This window comes from Elusimicrobiota bacterium (assembly GCA_016706425.1).
Classification (GTDB): Bacteria; Elusimicrobiota; Elusimicrobia; order FEN-1173; family FEN-1173; genus JADJJR01.
Window position 1 is genome coordinate 1,749,334 of record JADJJR010000001.1, and the last position, 26,303, is coordinate 1,775,636.

Below are 26,303 nucleotides of genomic sequence, written 5' to 3' on the forward strand. Positions count from 1 at the left end.
GGAGGGGTTATCGACTTTTCATCCACCAGCGTTGGGCGCGCAACTCCAATCGCAGGCGGGCGTCGTCGGTTTCAATTTGGGTTTCGTCCACGGCGTCCGTCACGTAGAGGAGGGGACGGGCGCCCAAGTTGACGCGGCGGGGGGCGTCGACGCGGGCGCCGTTCTCATCGATCAACACCCAAACCTTGGGCCGCAGGGGTTGGCCGGGATTCACGGTGAGGACGCGGCCGATTTCGCCGGAATTGAGGCGGACGTAGGTCCCCGGGGGGTAAAACGACAGCGCGTCCAACAAAAGCCGCAGAAGCTTGCCGTCGTAGACGCCGGGCGCCTCCTCCACCATGCGCCGCAGGACCTCGTGCGGCAGAACGCGCGGCCGCCAGGGCCGGCCGTGGCTGAGGGTTTCGTAAATGTCGACCATGTGGATGATTTTGGCGAAAGAATGGATTTGGTCGCCTTCCAGCCGCTGGGGATAGCCCCGTCCGTCGGTGCGCTCGTGGGATTCCCCGATGACGCGGCGGACGGTGGCTTTGATGTCCCCTTCCGGGAGAGAAAATTGGTCCAAGACCTTTTGCCCTTCCCCCACGTGGGACTTTAAGGTCTTGTATTCCTCATCGGTCAAGCGGGTGGGTTTGGCCGCGAGTTCCATGTGGGAGGACAAACCGACGTCGTGAAGAAACGCGCAGAGCCCCAGGGTGACCAAATCCTCCTCCCCCAGTTCCGCGCCAAGACCCACCCGGACGGCCAGAATCGTGACGTTGGGGATGTGGCCAAAAATAAAATGATCCATCACCGACCGCTCGGCGAGGGACAATATCTCCGCGTCCCCGCCGCGCACCAGACCCACGATTTTTCGAACCGTGTTTTCCGGCCACGGCAAATGAGGCGGGGCGTCCCCTTCGGGCGTCCGGTAAATTTCCCGGGCGAGGGCGACGGCATCCCCGTAGACGTCCGCGGCGCGGGGGCGCTCCGTTTCGGGGGCGGGCGCTTCCGTTTCCGCCATTTATCGCGCCGGCCCCACGCGCACCTGGACAACGTTCGTTTTTCCCGGCGCGACAGGCAGGATGTCCCCCGTCAGTTCCTTGTCGTTGAAAAGGATTTTTTGGCCGCCGGCCGGCAATTTCGGGTCCCGGCGGATGGTGATGCGGTAGGTCCCGCCCCGAAACACCCGGGTCGCCTCGGCCTCGTTCCAGGGCGGCGGCAGGCAGGGACGCACGCGCAACCCCTCCCATTCGGGCCGAATGCCCAGGAACCATTCGGTGGAGATCCGGTAAAGCCACGCCGCGGACCCCGTGTACCAGGTCCATCCGGCCCGGCCGGGGGTGGGCGATCCCGGTCCGTCGACATTGCCGGGCGTCACGTAGGGTTCCGCCCGGTACAAATCCGGCTCCTTGGCGCCGCGAACCACCGGGCTCATCCGCTGGTACAGCTCCCAGGCTTTGCGGGCGCGGCCGAGCGAACACTCCATTTGCAACGCCCAAACGGCGGCGTGGAAATAAACACCGCCGTTTTCCCGGGTGGTCGGGGAATAGCGGGTCAAATAGCCGACGCGCTCGTCGGGCACGGTGTAAGCGGGCGTGAGCAAGAGCGGGCCGTGGGGCCCGTACAGGTGCTTTTCCAGGGATTTCAAGACGGCGTTGCGCCGGGCTTCCGAGGGCACGACGTCGTTCAAAATGGCCCAGGTTTGGCAGTTGAGATAAATCTTCCCCTCTTTGTTGAGGTGGGACCCCAACGGCGCTCCGTCGTCGGTGGTGGCCCCCTTGTACCAGGCCCCGTCCCAACCGTGGCGGTTGACGGCGTTCTTCAACTTCTCCGCCGCCTTGCGGTAACGCGCGGCGCGCGCCTTTTCCCCCGCCGGGATCGCTTTCTGCGCCACGGCGCGGTCGATGGTTCCCGCCCAATCGCGAAGAATTCCGTACAAGAAGTGCCCCATCCACACGCTTTCGCCTTTGCCGCCGATGCCGGCGCCGTTCAGGCCGTCGTTCCAATCGGCTTCGCCCATCAAGGGCAGGCCCCGGGGCGACAGGCGCGCGAGCGCCTTGTCGATGGCCCGGACCGCGTGGTCGTACATCGGACCGCTCGTTTCTTTCCGTTCACCGGGCCGACGGGCGAAGGGGACCTCTTCGCCCAAAAGGTCCCAATGGGCGGTTTCTTTCAAATAATTGACCATGACGAAGGGCAACCACAGAAGATCGTCGGAATACTTCGAAGGCAGCCCCTCCTCGGAGAGCGGATGCCACCAGTGGTACACGGTGCCGTCGGCGAATTGGTGCCGGGCGTGCAGGTGGATTTGCCGGCGCGTGCCCGCGGGATCGAGCGGCAGGAAAACCTGGCTGTCCTGCAACTGGTCGCGGAACCCGTAAGCGCCGCCCGTTTGATAATAGGCGGTGCGCCCCCAGAGGCGGGCGGAAAGGGCCTGGTATTTGAGCCAGGTATTGGTCAGCAAATTAAAACCGCGGTCCGGGGTTTTCACGGGGAAAGCGGCCATGTATTTGTCCCAGAACATTTCCGTGCGGCCCCAGGCGTTGTCCACCTGGGAAAAGTCCATGAACCGACGGGACTTGACCAAGGCCTGGCTTTGGGATTCGGCCGCTCCGACGGTGAACAGCACGCTCCGCTCCTGCCCGGCCTTGAGGGCGACGGGAACGCAGAGGCTCGCGATGCCGTCGTCCCATTTCCCGGTCGTGGGCCCGACATAGCGGCCTTCTTTCAACGCCGCCGGCGCGCGCAGGGTGCCGTAGTTGCCGAGGAACGCCTGCTTGTCGCCGCTAAACGCGCGAACCGGCGCGTTGACGGCGTGCCAGGCGACGTGGTCCCAGGTGCGGTTCCACAATTGCCCCCGGCTGTTTTTCAAGGGCGACAGGCGTTTTTTGGCCAGCAGCACGCGCCCGTGGTCGTGGATCGCCGTCTCGATGAACGTGCGGTGGAATTCCCGGTGTCCATCCGGCGATTCGCCGAGGTTCCATTCCATATAAGTCCACAACGACAAAGACCGCGCGGTCTTGCCCACGTTCTTGATCCGCAACCGCCACACTTCCAGGGGCTCGTCGTGGGGCACGAACACCAGCCATTGGATCTGGATGTCGTTCACCCGCGAATTGATGATGGTGTAACCGACGCCGTGAATGACCTCGTAGCTCTGCGGGCGCGCCTGGACCGGTTGCCAACCCACCGACCAGAACTTGCCCGTCTTGTCGTCACGGACGTAGATGTGGCGTCCCATGAAATCTTGGATCAAGTCCTGGTTCCAACGGGTGATCCGGTTCATGGAGGCGTGGTGCAACCAGCTGTAGCCCGCGCCGGTCTGGGACATGGCCACGCCGTAGGTGCCGCTCGACATGATGTTGACCCAGGGCCGGGGGGTGTCCGGACGGGTGATGATGTAACTCGCCCCGTCTTCGGAAAAATGCCCGTACGGGGTTTTGAAAGGGAAAGTCGGTTGTTTCACAGAAGCCTCCTAGGGACTAAAAATCGATGGTCACGCCCGTCTCCGGGCCTTCCACGTCGAACACGCACTCCGCCCGGCCGCCGCGCCACGTCAGGGCGGCGCGAGCGCCGCCCGCGCGCGCGGCGCGGGGTTTTTTCGGCAACGTCAGGGCGAGCGACACCCGCTCGCCGGGGGTGGCGGCGACGACGCCCTTGAAACCGCGGGGCGAAACGGCGGCGTCCAACACCTCCGCCGTCGACCACGCCAACCGCCGGCGGTCGTCGAGCGGAACGTTCAAAGGCAACACCCGCGCGCTCAAGGGCGGCAAGATCATCCGTCCCCGGGCGGGCAGACGCAGGGGTTTGTCCGTCCCGGGGAAAGGCGCCGTCACCGCGCCGCGCTGTTCGGTGAAATGATAGTTGAACACGAACAAAAACCCCAGATCGTCGGACCGCCGCAGGACGGCCTGCAGATCCCCGGGATCGACGGTCACGGCGGGCCGGGCGCCGAGGGCCTCGCCCCACCGGCGCACCCAGTCGCGGAAATGATCGAAGACGTGGGGCACGCCGAAGCCGACGACGATCGCGCGGCCGCGCCCCGCCTCGACTTCGACGGCGGCGGGGCCGGTGGGCGTGTTCCGCCAGACGCGGGCGGGGGCGTCGACTTTGTAAACCTGGACGGGCGCGCCCACCCACCATTCGGTCCCCTCGTCCGTGAAGACGCCGCCCTTGCGCTCCTCGGCCACCGCCACGCCCAGCGCGTCGGCCAGGGTCGTGTCGGCGACGCCGCTCATATCGCGCGTCGGCAAACGCGGCCCGATCAAGAGGCGGCCGCCGTTTTTCACGTACCCCGCCAATTTGGCTTGGGTGTCGTGGTCCATGAAATCTTCGGTGTAAATCCAAAGGCTGGGGGACGCCAGCAACACGTCCACCGGCGACCGTTCGATGTCCATCATCCGGTAACTGTAGCCGGCCAACTGGATCAAGCGGGCCAGGCCATCGTACCACAGCGCGGTACGGCGCGCTTCGAGGCCCTCGGACCAGGGGCCGGACAGGTATTCCGTCGCGTAATAAGGGGTGTAGAAACCGAGGGTCGTGTCGGCGACTTTTTTGGTGACGGCCAAATGGGGCCCGGCCCACTTGATAAAACGGCCAAAGCGCCGGAGGGGTTCCATGTGCGCGCGGATTTCGCCCTTGGGCCCGATCGGGGCCTGCCAATCGTGATAGGTCCCGAAAGCGCCCAGGCCCGGCGGGTTTTCCCCGCCCGCCAGCATGTACCCGTTCACGCCGGCGAGGCCCTGGCCCACGGAACTCTTGACGTTCAACTCCACCTGGGTGGGGTAAAGGCGGGGCCGATCGCGCATGATGCCGGTTTGCAGTTCGGCGCACACCACCGGGACAGGGGATTCGACGAGAGGCGTGAAGGCCGGCGCCTTGGGCAAACGACCGGCGCGGACCGGGTCCCCCACGGAGGGCGCCGACGGCACCTCCACGGCCCCGATCATGCGGGTGACCTCGGTGGTGAGGGCCACGTCGTGGAAATTTTCAAAGTCCAAATGGCGCATCTGGTAGGCGCCGCCGAAAACCAGGTTCGGGGTCAACAGCGGGAAATCCCGAAACATCGACGTGGTCATGGGCGCCCAATTCCCGCGACCGCGAATGTCGTAATCGTAAAACTGGGGAATGTTGCAGAAGAGGGGAACGTCGATCCCGCGCTCCCGGGCGCGCCGCGACAACGTGGCGAAATAGGTGGCGTAATAACGTCGGTAGAAAAGTGCCCAATCCATGCAAACGCGGGCGCGTTCGGCCGAAGCCTCCTCCCCTTTGGGTTGGGCCACTTCGTCGAAGGAGGCCCAGGCGCTCCCGTGGGCGGCGTTCAAGGCCGCCACCGTACCGTAAGTGTCCTTCAAAAACGCTCGATAAAAACGGTTGACGTGGTCCTTGTGGTCCGAGCCTTTTTGCAGCCAGTGCACCATCGCGACCTCGTTGCAAAGCTGGACGCCCAACACGTTTCCGCCCCGCGTGGTCTGCCGATCGGCGATCGACGGAAGGAGCGCCGCGTACCAGCCCTCGACGTGCCGTTGGAATTCGGGGTGCAGATAGGAAATGATCGTGACGTGCGGCAGGTTGCCGACGTCCCGCCGGCCGGTGACGAAAATGTCCGGGTAATTTTCCACCAACCAGGCGGGGAGCCCTTCGTGGCGCAGTTCCGCGTTGGACACGGGGCCCACGCGCGCCAGCACGCTCAGTTTTTCTTTTTTGGCGAGATCCAAGAACCCCAGGACGTCCCGTTCGGGCACGGTTTGGCCGGTAAAATCGAACTTCCCCTCCTCGGGGGCGTGCCAAATCCAGGGGATGTAGGTGCTGACCGTGTTGAACCCCGCCGCCCGCAGGGCCCGCAACCGGGCCGCCCAATCTTTTTTGGGGATGCGGAAATAGTGAACCTCTCCCGAATAGAGGAAAAAGGGCTTTCCATGCAGCCAAAAGGCGCCGTTTAGCATTTCCATAGAGATCAATTCCTTTGGGTGTGAAAAATTACATTAGCAAAGAACGTTCCTGAACGAAAGGGCGGAAATTTCCCCGATTTTTCGGGGGTTATTGACCCCTGAATCAATAAAACCAAGAAAGTTTTTATAGAATAGAACCGATGCCATCGAAACCGACGGCCCGCCGAACGGGACGGACCCGGCCTCTTTTACACAATGAGCGGCAAATGACATTGGGGTTTTTCGCGGCCCCCTCCCCCCCTGTTTCCAAACCACCCCCGTTTTTCAAACCCCCCGTTAAAAAGAAATCATTTCGAGAAAAAATCCGCTGGGGCCGACTGGGATTTATCGTCTTTGGATTGGGGGCGCTGATTTTCGGAGGGTTTGTGCCGCCCTGGGGCCCGCCGGGCGCCCGGCCGGTCCCGTCCCCGGAAAAACTCGCCCGGGAAAACCCGCCCACGACCCAAATGCTCCTCCGCCGCGCTCGGCAGGCCGAAGCCCGAGGGAAACGGTTTCAACCCCGCTGGACCTGGGTGCCCCTGTCGCGCCTCGGCCTGCCCCTGCAAAACGCCGTCATCGCCGCCGAAGACAGCACTTTTTACCAACACCGCGGCGTGGAATGGGGGCTCACCCGGGCCGCCTTTTTGGAAAGTTGGAAAACCGGGAGGAGGGACCGTGGCGCGAGCACGCTGACCCAGCAAGTGGCGCGCAACCTGTATTTGAGCCCGGAAAAAACTTACCTGCGAAAAGCCCGGGAAATCGTCCTCGCGCAACGCCTGGAAAAAGCGCTCTCCAAGGACCGATTGCTCGAGATCTACCTCAACATCGCCGAATGGGGCGACGGGATATTCGGCGCCGAAGCGGCCGCCCGCGCGTATTTTGGAAAGTCCGCCGCGGACCTTACGTGGGACGAGGCCATCGCGATGACCTCCGTCTTGCCGAGCCCTCGCCGACACCGGCCCACGGACACCGGCCGCTGGGTGTCTTCGCGCAAGGCCTGGGTCCTCCAACGGTTGGTGACCACACGTCGGTACACCCCCCCCGCCCCCGTCGATCCGCCGCTTGTGATGACCGACCCCCAAGAGGACGAACGTGACGACTAAAGCGATCTTCCTTTTGAAATTCATCGCGATTTTGGATCTGGGGGGAGCGCTGCTGTTCACTTTCGTGGCCATTTCCCGCAAACGGGACCCCGCCGTCACGCTGGCCTGGGTTTTGGGCTTTTTCCTCCTGCCGGTGGTGGGCATGTTGCTTTACGTGTTTTTCGGCTACCAGCGGTTCGCCCTGCGCCGACGGGCGGCGCCCAACCCGCTGCACCGACTGCTCTTGCTGAAGGAATCCGCCGAACGCTTCCCCGGGGGGGAACCCCTGGCCAAAACCCCCATGGAAACCCTGGCCGAGGCCTTAACCGATTTCCCCGCGTTGGGCGGCAACCGCGTGGACGTGTACACCCGTTCCGATGACACCGAGGAAGCGCTCACGCGCGCTATCCGTATGGCCCGCCATCACGTGCACATGTGTTATTACATTTTCGAGCCGGACCGGACGGGACTGCGGTTCCGCGACCTGCTCATCGAGCAAGCCCGCCGCGGCGTGGAATGCCGCGTGTTGATGGACGCCGTGGGGTCCTACCGCATCGGCCCCTCGTTCTTGAAACCCCTGCAACAAGCGGGCGTCAAGACCGCTTTTTTCAATCCCTTCCGAACCTTCAAACGCCCTTGGGCCTTCAACGCGCGCAACCACCGCAAGTTAACGGTGGTCGACGGCACGATCGGGTTCATGGGCAGCCAAAACATCGGACACCATTTCTGGCGATCCGGATCGCGCCGCATTCAATGGCGCGAGACGGACATCCGACTGGAGGGCCCGGCGACCGTGGAACTGCAGACCGTGTTCGCCGAAGATTGGCACTTCGCCACGGGCGAAAATCTCTTGGGCGACGCCTATTTTCCACCCCCGACGACCCGGGGCGTCACCCGCGCTCAACTCCTGCCCACAGGCCCCAACAAGCGGGAAAACATCCTCGGAATGATTTTCTTGGAAGCCTTGCACAGCGCCCGCCATCGCGTCACCCTCACGACCCCCTACTTCATTCCCACCCCGTCCATGACCCTGGCGATGCAAACGGCGGCCCGCAAGGGCGTGCGGGTGGATCTTCTCTTGCCCCGACGCACCGACCACCCGGTCGTGACCTGGGCCGCCCGCAGTTGGTACAAGGAATTGCTCGAAAGCGGGGTCCATGTATATGAGTTCAACGAAGCGTTCATCCATTCGAAGGTCGTGACGGTGGACGGGCGTTGGGCGTTGATGGGATCGGCCAACATGGACACCCGAAGCTTCCTGATTAATTTTGAGCTGAGTTTGTTATTGGACGACGCCGACACGGCGGGCCATTTGGAAAAACAATTCGATCGAATGGTCGATGGCGCGGTGCGGGTCAAGGCGGACCCCCTGGCCGAGCTCTCCTTCACGCGGCAGTTTTGGGAAGGCCTCTGCCGCCTTTTGTCGCCGCTTCTGTAGAATTATTTTTTCGACCGCTCGCGGGAATAGAGGTCCATGAGCCGCCGCTCCTCGGGACTCAGGCTGTCCAGGCCCCGGCGGGCGATTTTTTCCAACAGGCGGTCCACCTCCGCCCCCAACTCGTGGAACCGCGCGGCCGACCGCGTCGCGGCCCGGCGGCGGCGCGCCTCCCGCCAAGCCGCCCCCCACTCCGCGGGTCCGTGCCGCCAGAAATCGACTTTCATGAGCACGAACCCCAGGGCGAGCCCGGCCAAATGGGCGATGGTCGCCACCCCCGACGGGTTGACGGTGAGCCCGGTGTAAAGCTGCAGCCCCGCGAAGAGCAGCACCGCGTACCGGGCGCGAAGAGGAAAAACAAAAAAAACGTAAAAAATCGCGTCAGGGTAAATCAGGGCGAAGGCCGCCATGATCCCGTACACCGCGCCGGAGGCGCCGATCACCGCGTGGACCGAGCGCGGTTCGACGGCGGCGTTGACAAGTCCCGCGCCGATCCCGCAAAGGAAGAAAAACCGGAGGAAAGCCCCCCGCCCCCACCGACGCTCCAAAGGTTCGCCGAGGGCCCACAGCATGTAGGCGTTCACCAGGAGGTGCAGAAGTCCGCCGTGCAAGAAAATGTAGGTGACCGGCTGCCAGAGGCGTCCGCGGCCCCAAAAATCGGCGGGCACAAGCCCCAACCACGCCGGAAGGGAAATCCCCCCGGCGGCCAATCCCGCCTGGGCGAAGAACACCCCCACGCAAACCCCCACCAAGGCTTTCATGTCAGACCCTTTTGAGGCCCCCGCTCTGGCGGGGCCCCTGTGAAGTGAGTATAATAAGTAGACAATCTTGTTTCAAAAGGGATTCTATGGCCGTTTCCACAATCTTTGCCCCAAAATTTGACATCACCTCGAAGGCGGTGGACGCACTGCCGTCCATCACCAAACTGCAGGGCTACGCCCACGCGGACACCGCCAAAAGCGTCTTTCAGGTTTTGAACACCGCGGTGCCCTACGGGTTGCTTTGGTTTGCCATGTACAAAAGCCTCGCCTTGCCCTATTGGGTGACCCTCCTGCTGGCCATTCCTACGGCGCTGCTCACCGTGCGGCTCTTCATCTTTCAGCACGACGCCGGGCACGGATCGTTTTTCAATTCCCGGAAATGGAACGACGCCACCGGCTTTTGGATCGGGGTTTTGACTTTGACGCCCTACCACTACTGGCAAAAAACCCACGCCATCCACCACGCCACCTCGGGCAACCTCGACAAGCGGGGTTTCGGCGACATCGACACCTTGACGGTCAAAGAATACCTGAGCCTCTCGCGTTGGCGCCGGTTTAAATACCGGGCGTACCGGAACCCCGTGACCATGTTCCTGGTCGGCCCTTTTTACCAATTCATCATCAAACACCGCTACCCCGCAGATATCCCTGCGACCTGGAAGCGGGAATGGCGAAGCGTCCACTTCACGAACGCGTTGCTCATCGGGGTCACCCTGCTCGCGGCGGCGACGGTGGGAATCAAAGACTTTCTCTTGATTCAAATTCCCGTGTCCATTCTGGCGTCGAGCGCCGGGGCGTGGTTCTTCTACATCCAGCACCAGTACGAAAACACCTATTGGCGCCGCGACGCCGAGTGGGACTACTTCCAGGCGTCCGTCAAAGGCAGCTCCCTCTACAAACTGCCGAAGATTTTCCAATGGTTCACCGGCAGCATCGGTTACCACCACATTCACCACTACAACAGCCGCATTCCGAACTACAAACTTCAGCGCTGCCATGAGGAAAATCCGGAATTCCAAAGCGTGACGAAACTCACCTTTCTCACCAGCCTGAAGTGCATTCCCTTGGCTCTCTGGGACGAAGGAAAAAATAAGCTCGTCGGTTTCCGCGACGTCCCGGCGAACGTCTAGCTAACCGGCTTTTCGAAACGTCAAGTTGATCCGCCGCTCCCCCCACAGGGGGTGACGTCCCGCCTGGATCGGCGCCACCCCGTGGTAATATAGCCGCGCCGGACCGCCCCACACGACCGCGTCGCCATCCTCCAGCGGCACCCGCCGCACACGGTCCGAGCGGTTCGGCCCGCCCCACAAGAACACCGCCGGCAATCCCAGGGAAACCGAAACGATGGGTTGAGAAAAGTCCTTCTCGTCGCGGTCGACGTGGGGAGCCATTTTGGCCCCGGGCGCGTAGAGGTTGATCAAGCACGCGTCGGGCACAAAACCCGGGAAACCGGCCCGCGCGGCGGCGGCCCGGGCGAAATCCGACAAATCACGCGGGATGGGAGACCAGGCGCGCCCCGTCCGGGGATCGGTGGGTTCGTAGCGGTAGCCGCGGCGATCGCTCACCCATCCCCAGGATCCCATGTTGGTAATCCGCACCGACAGGGGGCGCCCCCCGGGGGTAACGACCCGGCGAAAAGGGGCCGCGCCCGCGGCGTGCTTTACCGCGTTCTGGAAATCCGCCGCCCGGGCCAGCGCGAGGCCGGGGAACAAAAAGGAGCCCGGGGACAAGACGGTGGCTTCCCGGGGGAACAGCGCGTGGTTCATGAATTTAGTTTAACACACGGGAATTGATAAAATTCCCCCCAAAAGGAGACCCCCATGAAAAAATCCCTTTCCGTTTGGATCGCCGCCGTCGCCGCTTTCCTGCAGAGTCCACGGTCCGCCCCCGCCGCGGAACTTCCCGCCGCCCTTTACGAGTTCACGCTCAACGACATCAACGGAAAACCCCAACCTCTCTCCGCTTACAAAGGAAAGGTTTTACTGATCGTGAACGTGGCGAGCCGCTGCGGATTCACGCCCCAATACACGGGGTTGGAAGCCTTGTATCAAAAACACAAGGACCGGGGGCTTGTGGTGTTGGGGTTTCCGGCGAACAATTTTCTCTGGCAAGAACCGGGGACGGACGCGGAGATCAAGACCTTCTGCTCCACGAAATACAACGTCACTTTTCCCCTGTTCTCAAAAATATCCGTGAAGGGCTCCGACCAACACCCCCTCTACCGGTGGTTGACGGAGGGGCGCGGCAACCCGGCCACGTCCGGGGACGTGACCTGGAATTTCAACAAGTTTTTGGTGGGGCGGGACGGCGGAGTCCGCGCGCGCTTTGGAAGCCGGGACACCCCGGAGTCCGAAGCCCTGGGACGCGCGGTCGAAGCCGCCCTGGCGGAAAAACCCTAACGGATTTAGGAAACCCGCCGGGCGCGAACGCCGAAGTCGACGTTGCTTTTGATCCAGGCGAACAATTTCTCCTGATTTTCCAAGGGCGTGTCCGGCAATAAAACCGTTGGGTCCTTCCAAAGCGTCATCACTTTGGCGTCCTGGGTCCACACCCGGACGTTCCGCCGGGGCACCTCGGTCTGCCAGGACCGGCCGGTGACCGCGTCGGTGTAAAGCAAGCGCAGGGTGATGTTCCGCGCGAGCTTCTCCAGCGGTTTCACGTTGATGTCGCCGAAATCCAATTTCCCCCCGTTCTCTTTCACGTAGGGTTTCCCGTCGCTCACCATCACGACCCCGATGGGCCGCAGCAAGAGATTCCGGTTCTTAACGGTTTCGGCCACGTCCTTGAAAAAGGCGTTGAAGTCGGTGGTGGGGTTTTTGGAGCCCTTGGGAAACATTTTGTAAAGGATCTCCTCCAGTTGCTTGACCGATTTGCCTTCAAAGGTTTCTTTGGGATAAAACGTTTTCGCCTCGTCGGCGCGGGTCCCCCCGATGGGGCCCACGAACACCGTGGCCGGCACGTCCAAGCCGCCCCAACCCTTCATGTGGGCGTTCAGGTAGTGGGCGAGGAAACGCACCGCGTCGTCGTAATGGGGCCCCTCCAAAAAAGATTGGCTGATGTCGAAGCCCACAAAGAGGGACAGCCGCGGTTTTTTCTCCCCGGGGCCCGTTCCCGCGCAGGCCGGCAACAGCGCGGCCGCCAAGACCGCCGCTTTCCAAAGATGGTTTGTGTTTTTCATCGGGCCTCCGGCGATTTGTGCGCGTCGATGCGCACTTGTCCGACGCTGTGCAAGACGACTTTCGAGTTCATCACCTCTTCCATCGACTTGAACGGCAACCGGAACAGGTGCTCCGAGGTCACAAGCAGGGTCAAAAAGTTGATGGCCGACGCCATCACTTGAAGCGGTGGAATGATGAAGGCCCCCAACACCTCGTCCCCCTTCTTCTGGACAAAATTAATGTCCCCCTTCACCGCGTCCCAGAGGGCGCCGATGAGCGTCGTGGCCGGCGTGTCTTTCTGCACCGTCGCGTTGCCCGGCACACGAATGCCCGACCCGCGCAGGACCGCCATGAGGGTGGGCGTGCCGTGGGAGGCGAACAAGAACCACGAGATTCCCCGGATGCCGAACCAGGCCAGGGAAGCGATCAACAAAATACCGAAAATCCCCAATTCAAAATCCCCCGAGGTGTGCTGGGCGAACCAAGGCACCAAAGAATCAACGAATTCCCGGTAAAGGAACACGACTTCCACGAACATGGTCACGGCCTCGATCACGCTGATTTTGACAATGGCCGCCACATTCTTGCTTTGCACCGCCTCCGTCCAGGTGGACAGCACGGCGTAACTGCCCAAAACGATGAACAGCATAAAGATGAAGAGGGGAATGCGAATCGACGCCTCCCCGAGTTCGTTGCCCGTCATGTTGGAGAACGTGTCGATCACCACCGGGGTCGTCACGTAGGTGAATATCGCCGCCTCCAACACCGCCCAGATCAGCGTTAAGAACACCGCGATCCAGGGCACCCCCGCCTTGGTGACGTTTTCCCCCAGGTTTTTCACGACGCGGAAGGGGAACAGGATAAAGTCCTGCAACACCGCCCAGACCCCGATCACGATCAGCTTCAACACCGCCAGCAGGGCCGCGGCCAAATAAAAGACAAAACGAAAAGCGCCGCCCCAAAAGGCAAAGACGCTCCGCCCCAGGTCCCACCAGGTGATGAGAAGACCCGTCACAAAAGCGGAGCGGTTTTGCCGAATCGGGATGGTGATCAGACTGGCCATCGTCACCCAACACGCCAACAAAAACGCCAAAACCGCCGGCAAAAGAAACAGCCATTTCACCAGGCGCAGGGGCCAGGGTTCTCCCACGCCCCAGGCGAAGGAGAAAAATTCGTTCTGAAAGAACAACGGGAAAAAAAGAATGGACAAAACGACTTTCCAAATTCCGGTGGCTTCGGTCAACATGGAGGCTCCTTGGGTTCGAGGAACACGCCCCCTTGCGTTGGGGACTTGGGTAAGTATAACCCCGGTTCTCCCCTTTTCAAGTGGGGCGCGTGATCGGCTCCTATTTTCGTCGCTGCGGAAGACTCAGGGGGAGATAATGCGCCGCCGTCAACAGACCCAGTTCCAAAAACCGGCACGTGACCGTGACCGTGGCCGTGGCCGCTGGCCCGTAGGCGCGGGTCAACTCCGCGACCGTAATGATCGAAATCGGCGAAGTGTCCTTGAACAAGGGCTGTCCCTCCTTTAAATCGGTATAATTCTTAAAAATCCACTGAGAGGCTCCGCCATGTTGCACGATCGCGCGCATATCCCATTGAAGATGCCTTTGGCCCTCCTGTGCCTTTTCCTCGCGGTGTCGCTCGGATCGGCCTCCCTGACCCGGGCGGGAGACACCTGGGACGGAGGCTATGGCTCCCCGGAAGAGGCCTGCCGGAACAGGGTCAATGAAGAAGGGGCCTTTAGATTCTCCCGGGCGGAGGTCAATGGCAACGTGGCCTACTGCTTCACCATCGCCAAGAAAGACGGGAAGGACGAATACCACGACGCCTCCGTCACCCGGGACGAGCCCGTCGAAGAGCCCAAAAAAGACGAAGAGGACGGCAACAAGAAAAACCCCGCCCCCGAGCCGGCGAAAGCGAGTGCGCCTCCCCCCGCCGCTTCAAAAGATGCTTTCCCCACAGCCTGCATCGAAGCTTACGGCACAACAGAATTTGAAACCGAAATCGACGACGCCTACAAGGCGAAGTCTTCCCCCTCCGGCAACGTGGCCGTGCTCGAATGGACCAAGAACGGGATGAGGAAGACCCAATGGTTCAACTCTTCGGGGGCCCATTCGGAGCAAAACATCTTGGCCTACATGACGTCCCAGAACATTCCCAAAGAAGCGGTCACGCGGATTTTCACGGAATTGTCCCCCTGCCAGGGCCAATGCCTGCCGGCGCTGTCAGAGCGGTTTGAAGGCGTGCGGAAGAACGTGACCCTGCAGTTTCATTGGATCCATTCGACGGGACAAAACTACAAGACCTGCGGGACCAGCACCAATGGAAAAATGGAGGACGCCAAGCCAATCCGTCAAGCCAAGATGCTGGAGAGATTTAACCGCGTAAAAGGGAAGTAAGAAAAAGAAGAAGGGGCCCCCACCGTTCCCGGCGGGGGCCCCTTCTTTTGTTTTAGAGCTTAGGAAACCCTGACGCCGGTTGCCTGCAGACCCTTGGGACCCTTGGTCGTTTCGAACTCCACCGCCTGACCGTCGGCCAAAGACTTATAGCCTTCGCTCTGGATAGCGGAGAAGTGAACGAACACGTCTTCGGTCCCGCCTTCGGGGGTGATGAAACCGAACCCCTTCGCGGCGTTAAACCATTTGACTGTACCCTTCATATGAAACTCACCAACCTTGTGTAAGAGATTTTGAAGCAGCTTAATACTGGAGGGCGACGAAGGGCACAAAATAACCGCCTGGGAGTGTTCCCACACGGCCTAAAGGCAACAACATCGGACCAATAACGTTAGAAACTTACCTCAAACTTACGTTCCTATTGTATCAAATGCCACACCGAATAGTAAGAAAAATCATTCGGGGGGGCCTTTAATTCCCCAATCTCCCAATTCCGGGGACGCCACACTCAACTCACCCACACAATCCGCCTCGCCAACCCGCGAAGAGCGTCGTGTGGAATTCAGGGCCCATGAAATGGGCAGGGGCTTCCTGAATTGTCCCCGGAATTTGAGACTGTTTTCTTTTTAGCGACCGCTCTCCTTGCGTTTCGCGAAGCAATCCTTGCAATACACGGGACGATCTCCCCGCGGCTTAAACGGAACGTTGCATTCTTTCTTGCACTCCGCGCAGGTTGCCTTGTGCATCTCTCGGGGTCCGCCGAAGCCACCGCCTTGTTGATTATCCATGTTACCTCCCTAATTTTTTACGAAATCTTACGAAAACCACAGCGCGAAACGGCCCTTGACCAAACCATCAAGGGCGGTATCAAGGATTTGGCGGGAATCGTTATGCCCTGTCCAAATCCGACGGGACTACAGGCGTAGTCCTCGCCGCTCTGCGTCGCCGCCAGTCCCAACCCTCTGCCCAGAGCCACGAGGGCGGACGGCGCTAACCGAGTTGACGCAACCCCGTCCGAGCTCTGAGTAGGGCCCGCACGTTTAAACAGAAAGCCGGGCCCACTTCAGACCCGGACTTTTTGCTTAAATTGGAGCGGGTGATGGGAATCGAACCCACGTGTGCAGCTTGGAAGGCTGCCGTTCTACCATTGAACTACACCCGCATACCCCGACAAGGAACACAGTCAGATTAACAGCAATTTACCAGATGATCGACCGGCCGACAAGGTTCAAGGAACGCCGCCCCAGGTCCGGTTCAAATAATCCTCGCGGCCCGACCCCTTGCGATATCGCTTGTAATGGACAGGTTGTTTTTTGAAATAGTCCTGGTGGTATTCCTCCGCGAGGTGGAAAACCCCGGCGGGGACTATTTCCGTGGCGATGAGCGGCTTGAACTGACCCGATTTTTCCAGACGGGCTTTGGACGCCCTGGCCAAGCGTTCCTGTTCCGGATCGTGAAAAAAAATCGCCGTCCGGTATTGATGGCCTTTGTCGGCGAACTGCCCGTCAAAGTCCGTCGGGTCGATGTTCCGCCAAAACACGTCCAAGAGCGTTTCGTAAGTCACCCGCGCGGGGTCGTAGGTGACACGCACGGCTTCGGCGTGACCGGTGGCCCCGGAGCAGACCGCTTCGTAGGTCGGGGTTTGCGTTTTCCCGCCGGTGTAACCGGCGACGACGTCGATCACCCCCGCGATCTTCTCGAAGGGGGGCTCCATGCACCAGAAACAGCCCCCCGCGAAGGTGGCTTCTTTGTGGGGCAACGGCGTTCCCCCCGTCAACACGAGAGCCCCCAGGACGACGCCCATTGTCCGGCGGATTTCATGGCTGACCAAAGGTGGTGTCCCATCGGCCTTCCGGCGTCAGGCGGAGGAAGGTCAGCATTTGCCGGCCGTAAAGGTTTTGCGGGGTTGAAAACCGACCGGCGATCAGCGCGCTCCCGTTGCTCAAGGGGAGGATCTGGGTCACCACCGGGTCGATGCGCAACCGCCGGCCATTGGGAAGGAAAGACGGGTCCATGGCCCCGTCCGGAAGGAACCGCAAAAGGCCGTATTCCTCGGATCCCAAGCCCTGAATTCGTCCCCCCACCAATATTTTACCGTCCGGCGTGATCGCCAGACAGCGCGCGCCGAGCCCCCGCACGAAGGAACTGAACGCCGGGTCCGGCCGGCCGTCGGCCCCCAATCGGTGAAGGGCCGCGCGCACCCGCACTTTGGAAGGAAAAGGGGCGGCCAACGCGTAAACGATCCCTTTGGGACCGACGGCAAAGTCCCGAATGGTTATGTCCGGCGGGGAAAGGAACACCGGATCGATTTCGCCCGTCGGAGTAAGGCGGATCAATCGAGCGGGGCCGGTGGCCTGGGAAACGACCAAGAGAATTTTCTGATCGTTCGTCAGGGCCAGGCGACCGGGATGGACGGTCCCCCACCGATCTTCGATCGCGGCGTTCGCCGTCCGGATGAAATCCATGTCCGGCAAACCGCCAATGGTCAATCGAACAAGCGTCTCGGGTTTTCGTCCCTCCAACCGGAAAGAATTCGAAAAAATCAATCGCCCGTCCGGTTGGAGCGCCATGGACTCGGGGAAATAGGGCGGGTGTTCGTCCGATCCCATTTTTTCAAGGAAATCCGGGTCGACCTGCCCGTTCGGCAACAAACGTGTCGGCGCGGGACCGTTCCCCAACCCGATGTTCAAATAAACCAACCCGGAGGAATCGACCAAAACGCGCGGGGAGGAAAACATCACCGGGAAATTCGGGTAGGGGGGAAGGGTCGAGTCCCAAATTCCGTTGGCGCCCATTCGGAGCAATCCGGGAAGGTACCGGCCCGCGTACCATTGAAATCCCCCCGCCGCCCAAACGGTGTTGTTCGTGCCCAAGGCCAGACAAAGCGGCGGGTTGTCGAAACCCCCGAGGCTCCGTTCTTCATCCGGGGAAAGATCCTCCGGGTCGCGACCCGTCGCGTTGCGAAGCGCCTCCATCCGTTTTTGACGCTCGGCCCGCACGGCGACATCCGCCGCCAAACGTGGGATCCAAACGGGCCCCTTGTAGGAGATCCACGTCAATAAGGAAAACAAAACGACAAAGCGCAACACGGGCCAACGGTGCCAGAGAGACAGGGGGAATCGAATCAAATGAAAGAGGATCGCGAAGCAAGCGCCGGAAACAGCCAAAAGCAACGCGTAGTGGGGAATATCGTGCGCTGAAAAACAGTCCACCCCTTGCCACCAACGGGCAAGGGTTGTTAAAGAAGCCAACAACGGGATCGCCCAAAGACCGCCCACCGCCAAAGCGTCGGTCAGCACCACAAGCGGGGTGGATTCACCGTGGCCGGTGCCACCTCGGAAAAAAGGGGTCAGGGCCCCCGAAAAACCAAAAAAACAAATGGCGGGGATGAGGTAGCGTTCCATTTCCGATTGGAAAAACTCGGCGGTCACCCGCCCCGCGAGCCCGCCGAAAAGGACGGCACCGCCCAACCCGAAAAGAAAACCCCAGGGGAACGCGCTTCGCTGAAACGACAGCAACCTTGGATAGGTCATCAAACCCCTTTGCCCCGTTTTGCTGGCTGTTATTACACCCCTTTTAAGGGGCTGGATTCAAGGTCCCTGTGGATCGTTTTAACCTTGAGCGTTCCCCGCGGCTCCAACAAATCGGAGGGCGGCACAACTTCGTTTTTCACCAACGAAGCCCCCACCACCCCTTCCATGGCCTGGCGAAGCATCCACCCCGCCGCGCCGGTGTACCCGTGCCAAATCATCCGCCCTTGATCGAAGGTCGTTAGGAAGTCCGCCGATTGTTTGTTCGGCTGCCCGCCGTAGATTTCAATTTCCCCCTCCGTGACGTGGGGAATCGGGGAAATTTTCATCCACAACCGCAGGGCGATTTCTCGGTATTCTTTCGCCTTGGCCTTTTCGCCTTGCTGGTCAAAACGCTCGGCCAAAAGGCGCGCCGCCCGGACCAACCATTGCACGCCGTGGCAATACATGCCGTTTTCACGAACGCCCTCGGGGTAGTGGCTGCTTCGCCCCAGGTAGGGTTTTGTGTCCTCGCGCAGGGCCGGCCATCCCAACAAAATGACATTGTCCCGTTCCAAAACGTTCAAGGCCGTGTGGAAGACCGCGCGCGCGCGGTCCATATTGATGCCGGCGTAGACCGCCCAGGCGGCGGTCAAGGCGTCGATTTCCCAGACGCCGCTGTCTTTGATGCCGATTTCGGTGCCGTCGTCGTGGATGGCCCGCAGGTAGCGGTCCTCGCGCCAGGTGTTTTCCAGGGCGATTTCCAAATCCCGCAGGTGCTTCAAATATTTTTCTTTGCGCGCCGGTCCGTCCTTGCGCTCAATCAGATCCAGGAAGTTTTTGAGGATGTAATGCAGGAAAAACCCGAGCCAGACGCTCTCGCCCCGCCCTTCGCTCCCGATCTCATCCAAGCCGTCGTTCCAGTCGCCCGTCGCAATCAGAGGCAAACCGTGTTCGCCCATGCGCTTTGTCAGCACCAAGTCGATGGCCTTCATGCAATGGCGGTACAACGTGTCCTGCCGGGTGCTCCGGGGGTAGTTGGTGCCCCACCCGTGTTTGTTGTGCGGCAAGGGCAGGAAAGGCGTTTCGGCCCTCAAGTAGGACGTCTTTTCTTCCAGCAGGGCCTCGTCGCCGGTCAGGCGCGTGTATTCCGCGGCCGCCCACCCGAGCCACAACAGGTTGTCGGAAGCGTGCGAGCGGTTGGCAAAAGCCGTCCGTCCGTCGTGAAGGGTGTGGAACCAGTGCACCACGTCCCCCTCCAAAAATTGCTGGGAGGCGTGGAGCAGAATTTGCTTGCGCGCCAGGGCCGGGTCCACCCAGATCAGGTTCACCGAGTCCTGCAGCTGATCGCGGAACCCGAAAGCCCCGGAGGTTTGGTAGAAACCGCGACGCGCCCAAAGGCGTTCCGCGATGGCTTGGTATTTGAGCCAATTTTGGTATTGGTCAAATTCGGGCGTGTTGGTTTCCACCTTCAGCGTGTTGACGACGTTGAGCCACCAGCGGCGGGTTTCATCCAGGGACGCCCGGGCCACGTCGACGCTCTTGTATTTGCGGATCAACGCCTCGGCCATCGACCGATTGTCGGTTTGGCCCAGCACGACGGCGATGGTCTGCTCGCCCTGCGCGGGGACTTCGATCGACCCGAGGAAAGCGGCCACCGAACGGGCGTCCGTCGCGTGCGACGCGTCGGGTTCGCCTTTCTCAACCATGTACGGCCGGTCCACCCAACGGCCCGCGCCGAGGAACCGCCCCCGGCGCGTCTCCATCCGGTCGATCGGCAACGACATGGACGCGAAGGCCGGTCCGTAGCGGAAATCGTTGGTCGGGTTTTCAAAATAAAGGGCCCCCAAGGCGTCGTCCCGTTTCTCCAGCAAAGGCCGGGGGCGCGACTCCGCTTGCCCGACCAGACTGATTTGGAAATAGGGCGCCACACGCAACCGGCGGGTTTTGGCCCCCCGGTTCTTCACGGTCAAGAGGTAAACCCCGACCGTCTCGTGGGGCGGCACAAACACCGTCAGTTCGGTCGAAATCGTGCCCCGCGACATTCGGAAGAGGGCCGTTCCGTCGACCGAGAACTCGGCCGTGTGCGCCGCCCGGGGGTCGTTCAAGGGGTGGTGTGTGGGGCAGAACCAGTCCTCCTGGTCAACGTCGTACAAATAGATCGCTTCGGCCGGGATCTCCCGCGTCACGGTGTCGGGCCAGTCGGGGGTGATGGCGTTTTGTTGGGAGTTGCCGTTGGAGGTCGTGTGCAGCCCCCGGTTGGTGACCATCACATAATGCCCCTTGGCGTTGGACAGGGCGTGGTCGTAGGGACGCGGCGTAAACGGCGTGTGAATCACCAAGGTGTTCCCCCCGGCCGCGTGGGACGAATAGGGTTGCGGGGTGCCCGGCAAAATTTCACCGTGACCGATGAGAAAGTTTTTCCTCTTTTTCTTTTTCTTCGCGTCCGCGGGCACCGGGGCGCTGGGCTGGGGCGACAGGAACCGTTTGACGGTGTCCAGAGCGGCGTCCCGGTTGCGGGCGAACCCCACGAGGAACTTGAAGGTTTGGCTCGAGCGTGGCGGCAGGGTCGCCCCCACGAGGATCGCCCCGATGGGGTCGAACGTCGGGTACGGCGCGGTGTCGCGCGGCTCCAAAAAGTCCAACGTCTCCAGCAACCGCGGGGACCAGAGGCTCCGCCCCCGTCCGATGAAATCCATGCGGGAGGTGTGAATCCCCTCGGGCCCCGCCTCCGACGCGATAAAGCCCCAGGTTTTTGTTTTTCGTTGATTGGCCAACAACGTGTTGGCCGAGGCCGCGTACTCCATCTCGGGGAAGAGACGGAGGTATTGGGTGTGGCCCTTGTCGGACTCCGGCCGGTCCAACACCCATTCCAGGTAAGGAACGGCCTTCACCGTCCGCGCGTCGTTGCCGGGGTTTTCGATGGTCAACGTCCAGATCTCCGCCGGGGTGTCGTCGTCCGCCAGAGCGATCATCAAGTCCGCCTTTAATCCGTGCGCGGTGTTCGTGACCCGCAACCCCTCGGGGGTCCGGACGAAATTCGAGGGTTCGAATTTGGACCGCGGGCTGTTGCCCAAAATGGGCCAGGCCCGGCCGGTTTTTCCGGCTTCGTTCGCCGTGTCCACGAGGAAGAGGGAGCGCCCGCAGGGATCGATGGTGTCGTAGGAACGCCGGGTCAAGTCGTAGCCTTTTTGGGTGACCTCGCTGAATATTTCGCCGGAGGGTTTGAGGACCACGCGGTAAGCGCGGTTCCCCAGCTCAAGGACGGCCGGCGCGTCGACCCCTCTTCGCCCTCGTCCGGCGCGCCGCAGAGCGAGGAGGCCGGCCAGAACAACGACGGAAAAAGAGGCCAAGAGGAGCCACTCCACCCCCGAAAAGCGCGCCAGGAGCGGAACGGCGGAGGCGGCCGCCGCGTTTTGCAATTCAATCGATTTGTTCCAGGCGAAATCCCAATCCGCGCCCCGGGGGATGTAGAAAGGGATCAGGAGGGGCGCCCAGGTGGTGAACCGCTTGATGCCCTCCGGAATGCATTTTTGCGCCGTCGTCCCTCCGATGAACCGCGCGACGCGGTTGTCGAGGCGCTCCATGCCTATGAAGCTCAGGTTCACCAGCGTCGCGACCCGCAGTCCCATGTGATCAAGCCAGATCAACACCCGGACCCAATCCGAGGCGAGGAGCGTCACGAAGACGCCCAAACTCCAGGCCTGGAATTCCCCGTTCGAGAGGGTCAGATTTTTGTACATGGCCACCAACGACCGGATGGCCCCGTCTTGGTTGTACCAGGTGGCCTCGCCCATCATGCGCAGCCCGGTGTTGATGATCGGGGCCATCCACAAACCCCACCGCACGACGTGAAGCATATTGACCACCAATTCGCGTCCGCCCGACGGTGAAAAGAAATGGCGCAGGGGTGCCTTGTCCCGCTGGAACATCGCCTGCATGAACACGCGGTTCACGGCGAACAACCACGCCGCGATGGACCAGGTAATGACGCCGGCCAACGCCTCGTTGTAGAAGAGCTTGACGCCGCCCGTGAACGCTCCCAGGTCCACCCGGCCCCATTTGCTGAGGAGGGCGTAAATGGTGTAGCCGCGGGCTTCGAACCCCGCGCCCAAATACATCCGAATCTTCTCCAACACCGCCGGGACCTGCGTCGCGTCCATATAAAACGCCAGCAGGGCGCCCACAAACCCGCCCAAAAGACCGTCGACCAGATAGTGGCGCCAGGGTTGCAAACGCCCTTGGTTGCGCGCCCCGTAATACAGGTCGCGCGCCACGCTCACGCCCACCGACGCCGACAGGCCGGCCAGGAGGCCGAAGGCCAACCGATCGGATGTTTCCCGGTTAAAAAACGCGTCGCTCAACCCGTGGGCGAGGGCGAGACCGGCCACCGCCCCGCGGAAAAAAAGCGTCCCGTTTTTGTAGCTGTAGGCCAAACGCCGGAAAAAGGACATGCTCCCGTCGAAACTTTCCACGACCGTTTTGCCGAGGGGGAACAGCAACGCGCCCGCCAAAAGACCCACGGTCAGGGGCGCCGAGGCCAGGCCGTGTTGGACGGAGGGGATCGAAAGCAAAAGGGCCACCGCGTGCAAAAGCCCGATGAAAAGGCCGCTGAAAGCCATGCCTTTTTGAAGGCCAACAACGGTGTGCCGCGTGACCGACTCTTGGGACGGGGCGTAACCGAAAGCGCCGTCCAACATCAGCCCCGTCAGCATGTACACTTCCATCCAGAGGCCCGCCTGGGAAATCATGGCCGAGAGGGTCGCCGCGAAAGCCCCACCCAAAGGGGACATGGACCCCACCGCCGCCGTCGACCCGTAATCCGCCAGGGAGGGCGAAAGCACGACGGCCAAACTCACGAACAGATTGACCCCGTGCGCCCGCCACGCCCGCACCCCGCGGCCTTTGGTGACCAAGGCGAGGGCGTTGATCACCAGTTCATTGAAGAGGAACACCAAGACCAGCCGGCCCAACAATTCCGAGGCCCAGGGCCACGCCGAAACGGCCCCGGCGGTCAAAAGGCCGGCCGCGTCCCGGAGCAATTCGGGGTTTTCCAGAGCGAAAAGGAGCCCGAAGAGCGTGGGGACTCCCGCGATTACCCCCCGAACCACCCGGCGGGGCGGCGCCCGGTGGGTGGCCAGGGCGATCGCCGTGACGGCGATATAAATTCCGACGGTCACCGCGCTGGCCACCCGGCTCTCCAGGAACACGCCGGCCCAACCCGTTGGAGATTGCCAAAGCCCCTGCGCGCTCGACAACACCACCGTTAACCCCAAGAACATCGTGTCCCAAAAAACATCCCCGGCGTCCGGCCCCCGGCCGGCGTGTGCCCCGCGGAACAACACCGTCGACAGAACGGCCAACCCGGTCACTCCCAGGAAAGCCCACCCCGCGCCGGCGCGGGTCCCCAACCCGTGAGCGCCCAACACCGCCGCCGCCGCGGCCACCACGCCGGCCGCGACCAAAAAGTCTTTGCCCCAACCGGCGGGGATTTTCACTTCCACCGCCGGCCGCCCCACAGCCAGGCGCGTCAACAAAGACAATCCCGCGCCGAAACCCAATAGAAGGAGAATTCGCCCCCACAACGACACGCCCGGCCGCGGCGGGGGATTGCCCTGATAAAATTCCAACTCAAAGGACAAAGCGCCCTTGCGGTCGCCCCCCGCCGGGGAAACGACGAACACCGCCTCTTTCAGAGCCCCGACGACGCCCCAATCAATGGCCGCGGTCGAGGTGGTCCACCCCGAAGCCGGACGGAAGGGAACCCGTTGCACGCCGGAGGCCCCTTTCAATTCCAAGGTCACCTCCACCGGCGCGGCGGCGAGGGTCTCGTCGCCTTTGACGGCGATGCGAACCATATTGGCGGCGCGACGGGTCAAACCGACGGGATAATTTTTTGTCCAAAGCCCCACCGCGGTCCCGGCGGGCGCGGAGTAGGCCAAGCGCACGACGTCCCGTTTCAAATCCGGATCCAAAACCACCTCGGGCAATCCCTCCGCGGCGCCGATGTTAAAAGCGCCCCGGGCCTCGGCCGACAAAAGCGTCACCGGCCCCGTCAACACCATCGGGTCCTCGGACGTGAAATCGAGATCGAACCACAGCGTGCCCCGCCGGTCGGCGACCAAAGGCGTCACGACGAACGCGGCTTCTTTCACGGTCCCCAATGTTTCCCAATCCACGGCCGCCCGGGTGTCCGCCCAACCCGCCCCCACATTCAAAGGGATGGATTGGGTTTTTTGTTCGCCTTTGAGTTCCAAAAGCACTTCCACTTGGGCGGCGGCTTCTACCGTCGCGGATTCCACCGCGGCGCGAACGCCGCGGACCCTGTCGGCAATAAGATCCGCCGGGAACGCCTTGACCCACAATCCAGCCGCCGTCCCCGAGGGGGTGGAAAAATCGAACCGCACGACGTCTTTTTTAAGGTTTTCATCGTAGGCCAGGGTCGCCGACCCCGACGCGCCCTCGGCGTTGAACGCCCCCCGCTCTTGGCCATCCAAAAGGGACACAACACCGGCGCGCGGGACGGCCAAGGCCGCGGGGTCTTCTTTGGAGAACTCCAAATCAAACAACAGGGCTCCCGATCGACGACCGCCCAGAGGCGTCACCACAAAAACGGCTTCCTTCAATTCCCCCAACCGATCCCAATCAATCAAACGTTGGAGCCGGGTCCAGCCGGACTTGACCGGCAAAGGGATGCGTTGAATGTCCCGGGCTCCCTTGATTTCGAGAACGACCGATACCTGTTGCGAAGAAGCGTCGGTGGCCCGGACCGCGGCGGACACCGCGTTGATGGCGCTCGGGTTCAGGGAGGCGGGATATTCTTTGGTCCACAAGCCGGCGGCCGCCGTGGAGGGAACGACAAAATCAAGGCGGGCCACGTCGCGGCCGACCTTTTCATTGAACAGCGTCGTGACTTTGGCCTCCGCCGCGCCGATGTTGAACGCCCCCCGCGCTTGAGCGTCCATGAGGGTCAAGGCCCCCGCGGGACGACGCTTCGCCATCGCGAATTGGGCGAATTCCAAATCCAGAGCGACAAACCCCTGCCGGTGCCCTCCCACGGGGGCGAGGACGAAAACCGCTTCTTTTAATTCCCCGATCAAAGCCCAATCGATAGAAGCCTGAAGGGTCGACCAACCGGCGGTTAAGGGAATGGAAATTCGCTGAACCCCTTTGGAACCTTTCAATTCCAAAACCATGGCGATTTGATGGGCTTGTTCCGCGCTGGCCGTGCGCACCCCGGCGCGAACCCCGTTGATCGATCGGGACGCCAACGTGCCGGGATACCCTTTCGTCCAAACCCCGGCGACCGTGGAAGCGGGAGTCCGGTACTCCATCCGCAACACATCGCGCTTCAGTTTATCATCGGCCACGACGGAGATTTTCGCCTCCGAAATGCCGATGTTAAACACGCCCCGCCCGGAGGCGTCGAGCAACCGCACCGCGCCCGGGACGGCGGTGTTTTCAACCGTCGGTCCCTTTTGAAATTGGATGTCCAGAAACACGGTCCCCGTCCGGTCGCTGCCCACCGGGGTCACCACGAAAACCGCCTCTTTAAATTCCCCCACCAAGGCCCAGTCGATCCGCGCCTGAACGGAGGTCCAACTTCCCTGCACCGGCACGGGGATTTTCTGAACCCCTTTGCCGCCCTTGATTTCCAGCGCCACGGCGATGTCGGCGGCTTTCGACGGATCCGCCGCGCGGGCGCCCACCCGGGCCAAGTCCACCGCGGCGGCGGTCAGCCCCGCCGGGTACCCTTTGGTCCAAACCCCGGCGACGGCGCCGACGGGGATGGTGTAGTCCAATTTCAAGACATCGCGGGACAAACCGGCGTCGGGCACCAGGGTCGCCGTTCCCCGGGCGGCGCCGATATTGAAAACGCCGCGGCCCGCCGCGTCCTTGGCGCTCCAGGACGCCGTTTCCGCCGCCTTCAAAAGCGGAAACAAAAAGAGCGCCGTCACCAACCCGGCGCGAATCGATCGGACCCAATAAATTCGATTGGTAAAAAGAGTGCGCTCCGCCATAACTGACCCCTCGTTATTAAAAGCCTTCG

General features: G+C 61.8%; 18 protein-coding genes and 1 tRNA gene. 5 read left to right on the forward strand and 14 right to left on the reverse strand.

Going from position 1 to position 26,303, the window contains the following annotated elements; translation table 11 throughout:
- Window positions 1-7: 7 nt before the first annotated feature.
- From IPI56_07315 to IPI56_07325, 3 genes are read right to left on the reverse strand one after another with little or no spacing between them, the layout of a single operon-like run.
- On the reverse strand, window positions 8-1,000 hold the full coding sequence (locus IPI56_07315) for an HD domain-containing protein (protein MBK7545533.1): 993 nt from the start codon (window positions 998-1,000) through the stop codon (window positions 8-10).
- Window positions 1,001-3,445, reverse strand: coding sequence for a glycosyl transferase family 36 (locus IPI56_07320; protein ID MBK7545534.1), 2,445 nt, complete (start codon window positions 3,443-3,445; stop codon window positions 1,001-1,003).
- A 16-nt stretch (window positions 3,446-3,461) separates the two neighbouring features.
- A complete protein-coding gene (locus IPI56_07325; GenBank protein ID MBK7545535.1) occupies window positions 3,462-5,930 on the reverse strand; it encodes a beta-galactosidase in 2,469 nt (822 codons plus the stop codon).
- Window positions 5,931-6,295: 365 nt separating this feature from the next.
- Between IPI56_07325 and mtgA the strand changes: the two genes are divergently transcribed.
- Both mtgA and cls read left to right on the forward strand, forming a co-directional pair.
- The gene (mtgA, locus tag IPI56_07330) at window positions 6,296-7,012 is read left to right on the forward strand and encodes a monofunctional biosynthetic peptidoglycan transglycosylase (protein MBK7545536.1); all 717 of its coding nucleotides are present in this window, start codon (window positions 6,296-6,298) and stop codon (window positions 7,010-7,012) included.
- Window positions 7,002-8,429: a cardiolipin synthase gene (cls, locus tag IPI56_07335; GenBank protein MBK7545537.1), complete on the forward strand. Its 1,428-nt coding sequence runs from the start codon at window positions 7,002-7,004 to the stop codon at window positions 8,427-8,429. Before mtgA ends, cls begins: the two co-directional genes overlap by 11 nt.
- Before the next feature lie 2 nt (window positions 8,430-8,431).
- Here the strand turns inward: cls and IPI56_07340 are convergent, their stop codons facing one another.
- Window positions 8,432-9,187: a rhomboid family intramembrane serine protease gene (locus IPI56_07340; GenBank protein ID MBK7545538.1), complete on the reverse strand. Its 756-nt coding sequence runs from the start codon at window positions 9,185-9,187 to the stop codon at window positions 8,432-8,434.
- Between the two features lie 86 nt (window positions 9,188-9,273).
- Here IPI56_07340 and IPI56_07345 point away from each other — a divergent pair, with 86 nt between their 5' ends.
- Complete coding sequence (locus IPI56_07345) at window positions 9,274-10,317, forward strand: fatty acid desaturase (GenBank protein ID MBK7545539.1); 1,044 nt, start codon at window positions 9,274-9,276, stop codon at window positions 10,315-10,317.
- On the opposite strand, the gene alkB is transcribed toward IPI56_07345, so the two are convergent.
- On the reverse strand, window positions 10,318-10,953 hold the full coding sequence (gene alkB / locus IPI56_07350) for a DNA oxidative demethylase AlkB (protein MBK7545540.1): 636 nt from the start codon (window positions 10,951-10,953) through the stop codon (window positions 10,318-10,320).
- A gap of 54 nt (window positions 10,954-11,007) precedes the next feature.
- Here alkB and IPI56_07355 point away from each other — a divergent pair, with 54 nt between their 5' ends.
- Entirely contained in the window at window positions 11,008-11,586 is a 579-nt protein-coding gene (locus IPI56_07355) for a glutathione peroxidase (protein ID MBK7545541.1), read from the forward strand.
- 5 nt (window positions 11,587-11,591) lie between these two features.
- On the opposite strand, the gene IPI56_07360 is transcribed toward IPI56_07355, so the two are convergent.
- The 3 genes from IPI56_07360 to IPI56_07370 form a co-directional block, all read right to left on the reverse strand.
- Window positions 11,592-12,365 carry a hypothetical protein gene (locus tag IPI56_07360; protein MBK7545542.1) on the reverse strand — a complete coding sequence of 258 codons (774 nt, stop codon included), beginning with the start codon at window positions 12,363-12,365 and terminating at the stop codon, window positions 11,592-11,594.
- Window positions 12,362-13,591, reverse strand: coding sequence for a hypothetical protein (locus tag IPI56_07365; GenBank protein ID MBK7545543.1), 1,230 nt, complete (start codon window positions 13,589-13,591; stop codon window positions 12,362-12,364). The genes IPI56_07360 and IPI56_07365 overlap by 4 nt, the downstream gene beginning before the upstream one ends.
- Window positions 13,592-13,691: 100 nt before the next feature.
- On the reverse strand, window positions 13,692-13,859 hold the full coding sequence (locus tag IPI56_07370; GenBank protein MBK7545544.1) for a hypothetical protein: 168 nt from the start codon (window positions 13,857-13,859) through the stop codon (window positions 13,692-13,694).
- Between the two features lie 57 nt (window positions 13,860-13,916).
- Between IPI56_07370 and IPI56_07375 the strand changes: the two genes are divergently transcribed.
- Window positions 13,917-14,747, forward strand: coding sequence for a hypothetical protein (locus tag IPI56_07375; GenBank protein MBK7545545.1), 831 nt, complete (start codon window positions 13,917-13,919; stop codon window positions 14,745-14,747).
- A 59-nt stretch (window positions 14,748-14,806) separates the two neighbouring features.
- Here IPI56_07375 and IPI56_07380 read toward each other — a convergent pair whose 3' ends face one another.
- The 6 genes from IPI56_07380 to IPI56_07405 form a co-directional block, all read right to left on the reverse strand.
- A complete protein-coding gene (locus IPI56_07380; protein ID MBK7545546.1) occupies window positions 14,807-15,007 on the reverse strand; it encodes a cold-shock protein in 201 nt (66 codons plus the stop codon).
- A gap of 363 nt (window positions 15,008-15,370) precedes the next feature.
- Window positions 15,371-15,532: a DNA-directed RNA polymerase gene (locus IPI56_07385; GenBank protein MBK7545547.1), complete on the reverse strand. Its 162-nt coding sequence runs from the start codon at window positions 15,530-15,532 to the stop codon at window positions 15,371-15,373.
- 300 nt (window positions 15,533-15,832) lie between these two features.
- A tRNA-Gly gene (locus IPI56_07390) sits at window positions 15,833-15,906 on the reverse strand.
- Window positions 15,907-15,972: 66 nt separating this feature from the next.
- On the reverse strand, window positions 15,973-16,548 hold the full coding sequence (msrA, locus tag IPI56_07395; GenBank protein ID MBK7545548.1) for a peptide-methionine (S)-S-oxide reductase MsrA: 576 nt from the start codon (window positions 16,546-16,548) through the stop codon (window positions 15,973-15,975).
- 13 nt (window positions 16,549-16,561) lie between these two features.
- Window positions 16,562-18,277, reverse strand: a complete 1,716-nt coding sequence (locus IPI56_07400; protein MBK7545549.1) for a hypothetical protein — start codon at window positions 18,275-18,277, stop codon at window positions 16,562-16,564.
- A 32-nt stretch (window positions 18,278-18,309) separates the two neighbouring features.
- Window positions 18,310-26,274, reverse strand: a complete 7,965-nt coding sequence (locus IPI56_07405) for a hypothetical protein (protein MBK7545550.1) — start codon at window positions 26,272-26,274, stop codon at window positions 18,310-18,312.
- Between the last annotated feature and the right edge of the window lie 29 nt (window positions 26,275-26,303).

Coding starts and splice junctions, on each gene's coding strand:
- IPI56_07315 (MBK7545533.1), bottom strand. CDS start 1,000: ATGGCGGAAACGGAAGCGCCCGCCCCCGAAACGGAGCGCCCCCGCGCC.
- IPI56_07325 (MBK7545535.1), bottom strand. CDS start 5,930: ATGGAAATGCTAAACGGCGCCTTTTGGCTGCATGGAAAGCCCTTTTTC.
- IPI56_07340 (MBK7545538.1), bottom strand. CDS start 9,187: ATGAAAGCCTTGGTGGGGGTTTGCGTGGGGGTGTTCTTCGCCCAGGCG.
- IPI56_07345 (MBK7545539.1), top strand. CDS start 9,274: ATGGCCGTTTCCACAATCTTTGCCCCAAAATTTGACATCACCTCGAAG.
- alkB (MBK7545540.1), bottom strand. CDS start 10,953: ATGAACCACGCGCTGTTCCCCCGGGAAGCCACCGTCTTGTCCCCGGGC.
- IPI56_07355 (MBK7545541.1), top strand. CDS start 11,008: ATGAAAAAATCCCTTTCCGTTTGGATCGCCGCCGTCGCCGCTTTCCTG.
- IPI56_07360 (MBK7545542.1), bottom strand. CDS start 12,365: ATGAAAAACACAAACCATCTTTGGAAAGCGGCGGTCTTGGCGGCCGCG.
- IPI56_07365 (MBK7545543.1), bottom strand. CDS start 13,591: ATGTTGACCGAAGCCACCGGAATTTGGAAAGTCGTTTTGTCCATTCTT.
- IPI56_07375 (MBK7545545.1), top strand. CDS start 13,917: ATGTTGCACGATCGCGCGCATATCCCATTGAAGATGCCTTTGGCCCTC.
- IPI56_07380 (MBK7545546.1), bottom strand. CDS start 15,007: ATGAAGGGTACAGTCAAATGGTTTAACGCCGCGAAGGGGTTCGGTTTC.
- IPI56_07385 (MBK7545547.1), bottom strand. CDS start 15,532: ATGGATAATCAACAAGGCGGTGGCTTCGGCGGACCCCGAGAGATGCAC.
- msrA (MBK7545548.1), bottom strand. CDS start 16,548: ATGGGCGTCGTCCTGGGGGCTCTCGTGTTGACGGGGGGAACGCCGTTG.
- IPI56_07400 (MBK7545549.1), bottom strand. CDS start 18,277: ATGACCTATCCAAGGTTGCTGTCGTTTCAGCGAAGCGCGTTCCCCTGG.
- IPI56_07405 (MBK7545550.1), bottom strand. CDS start 26,274: ATGGCGGAGCGCACTCTTTTTACCAATCGAATTTATTGGGTCCGATCG.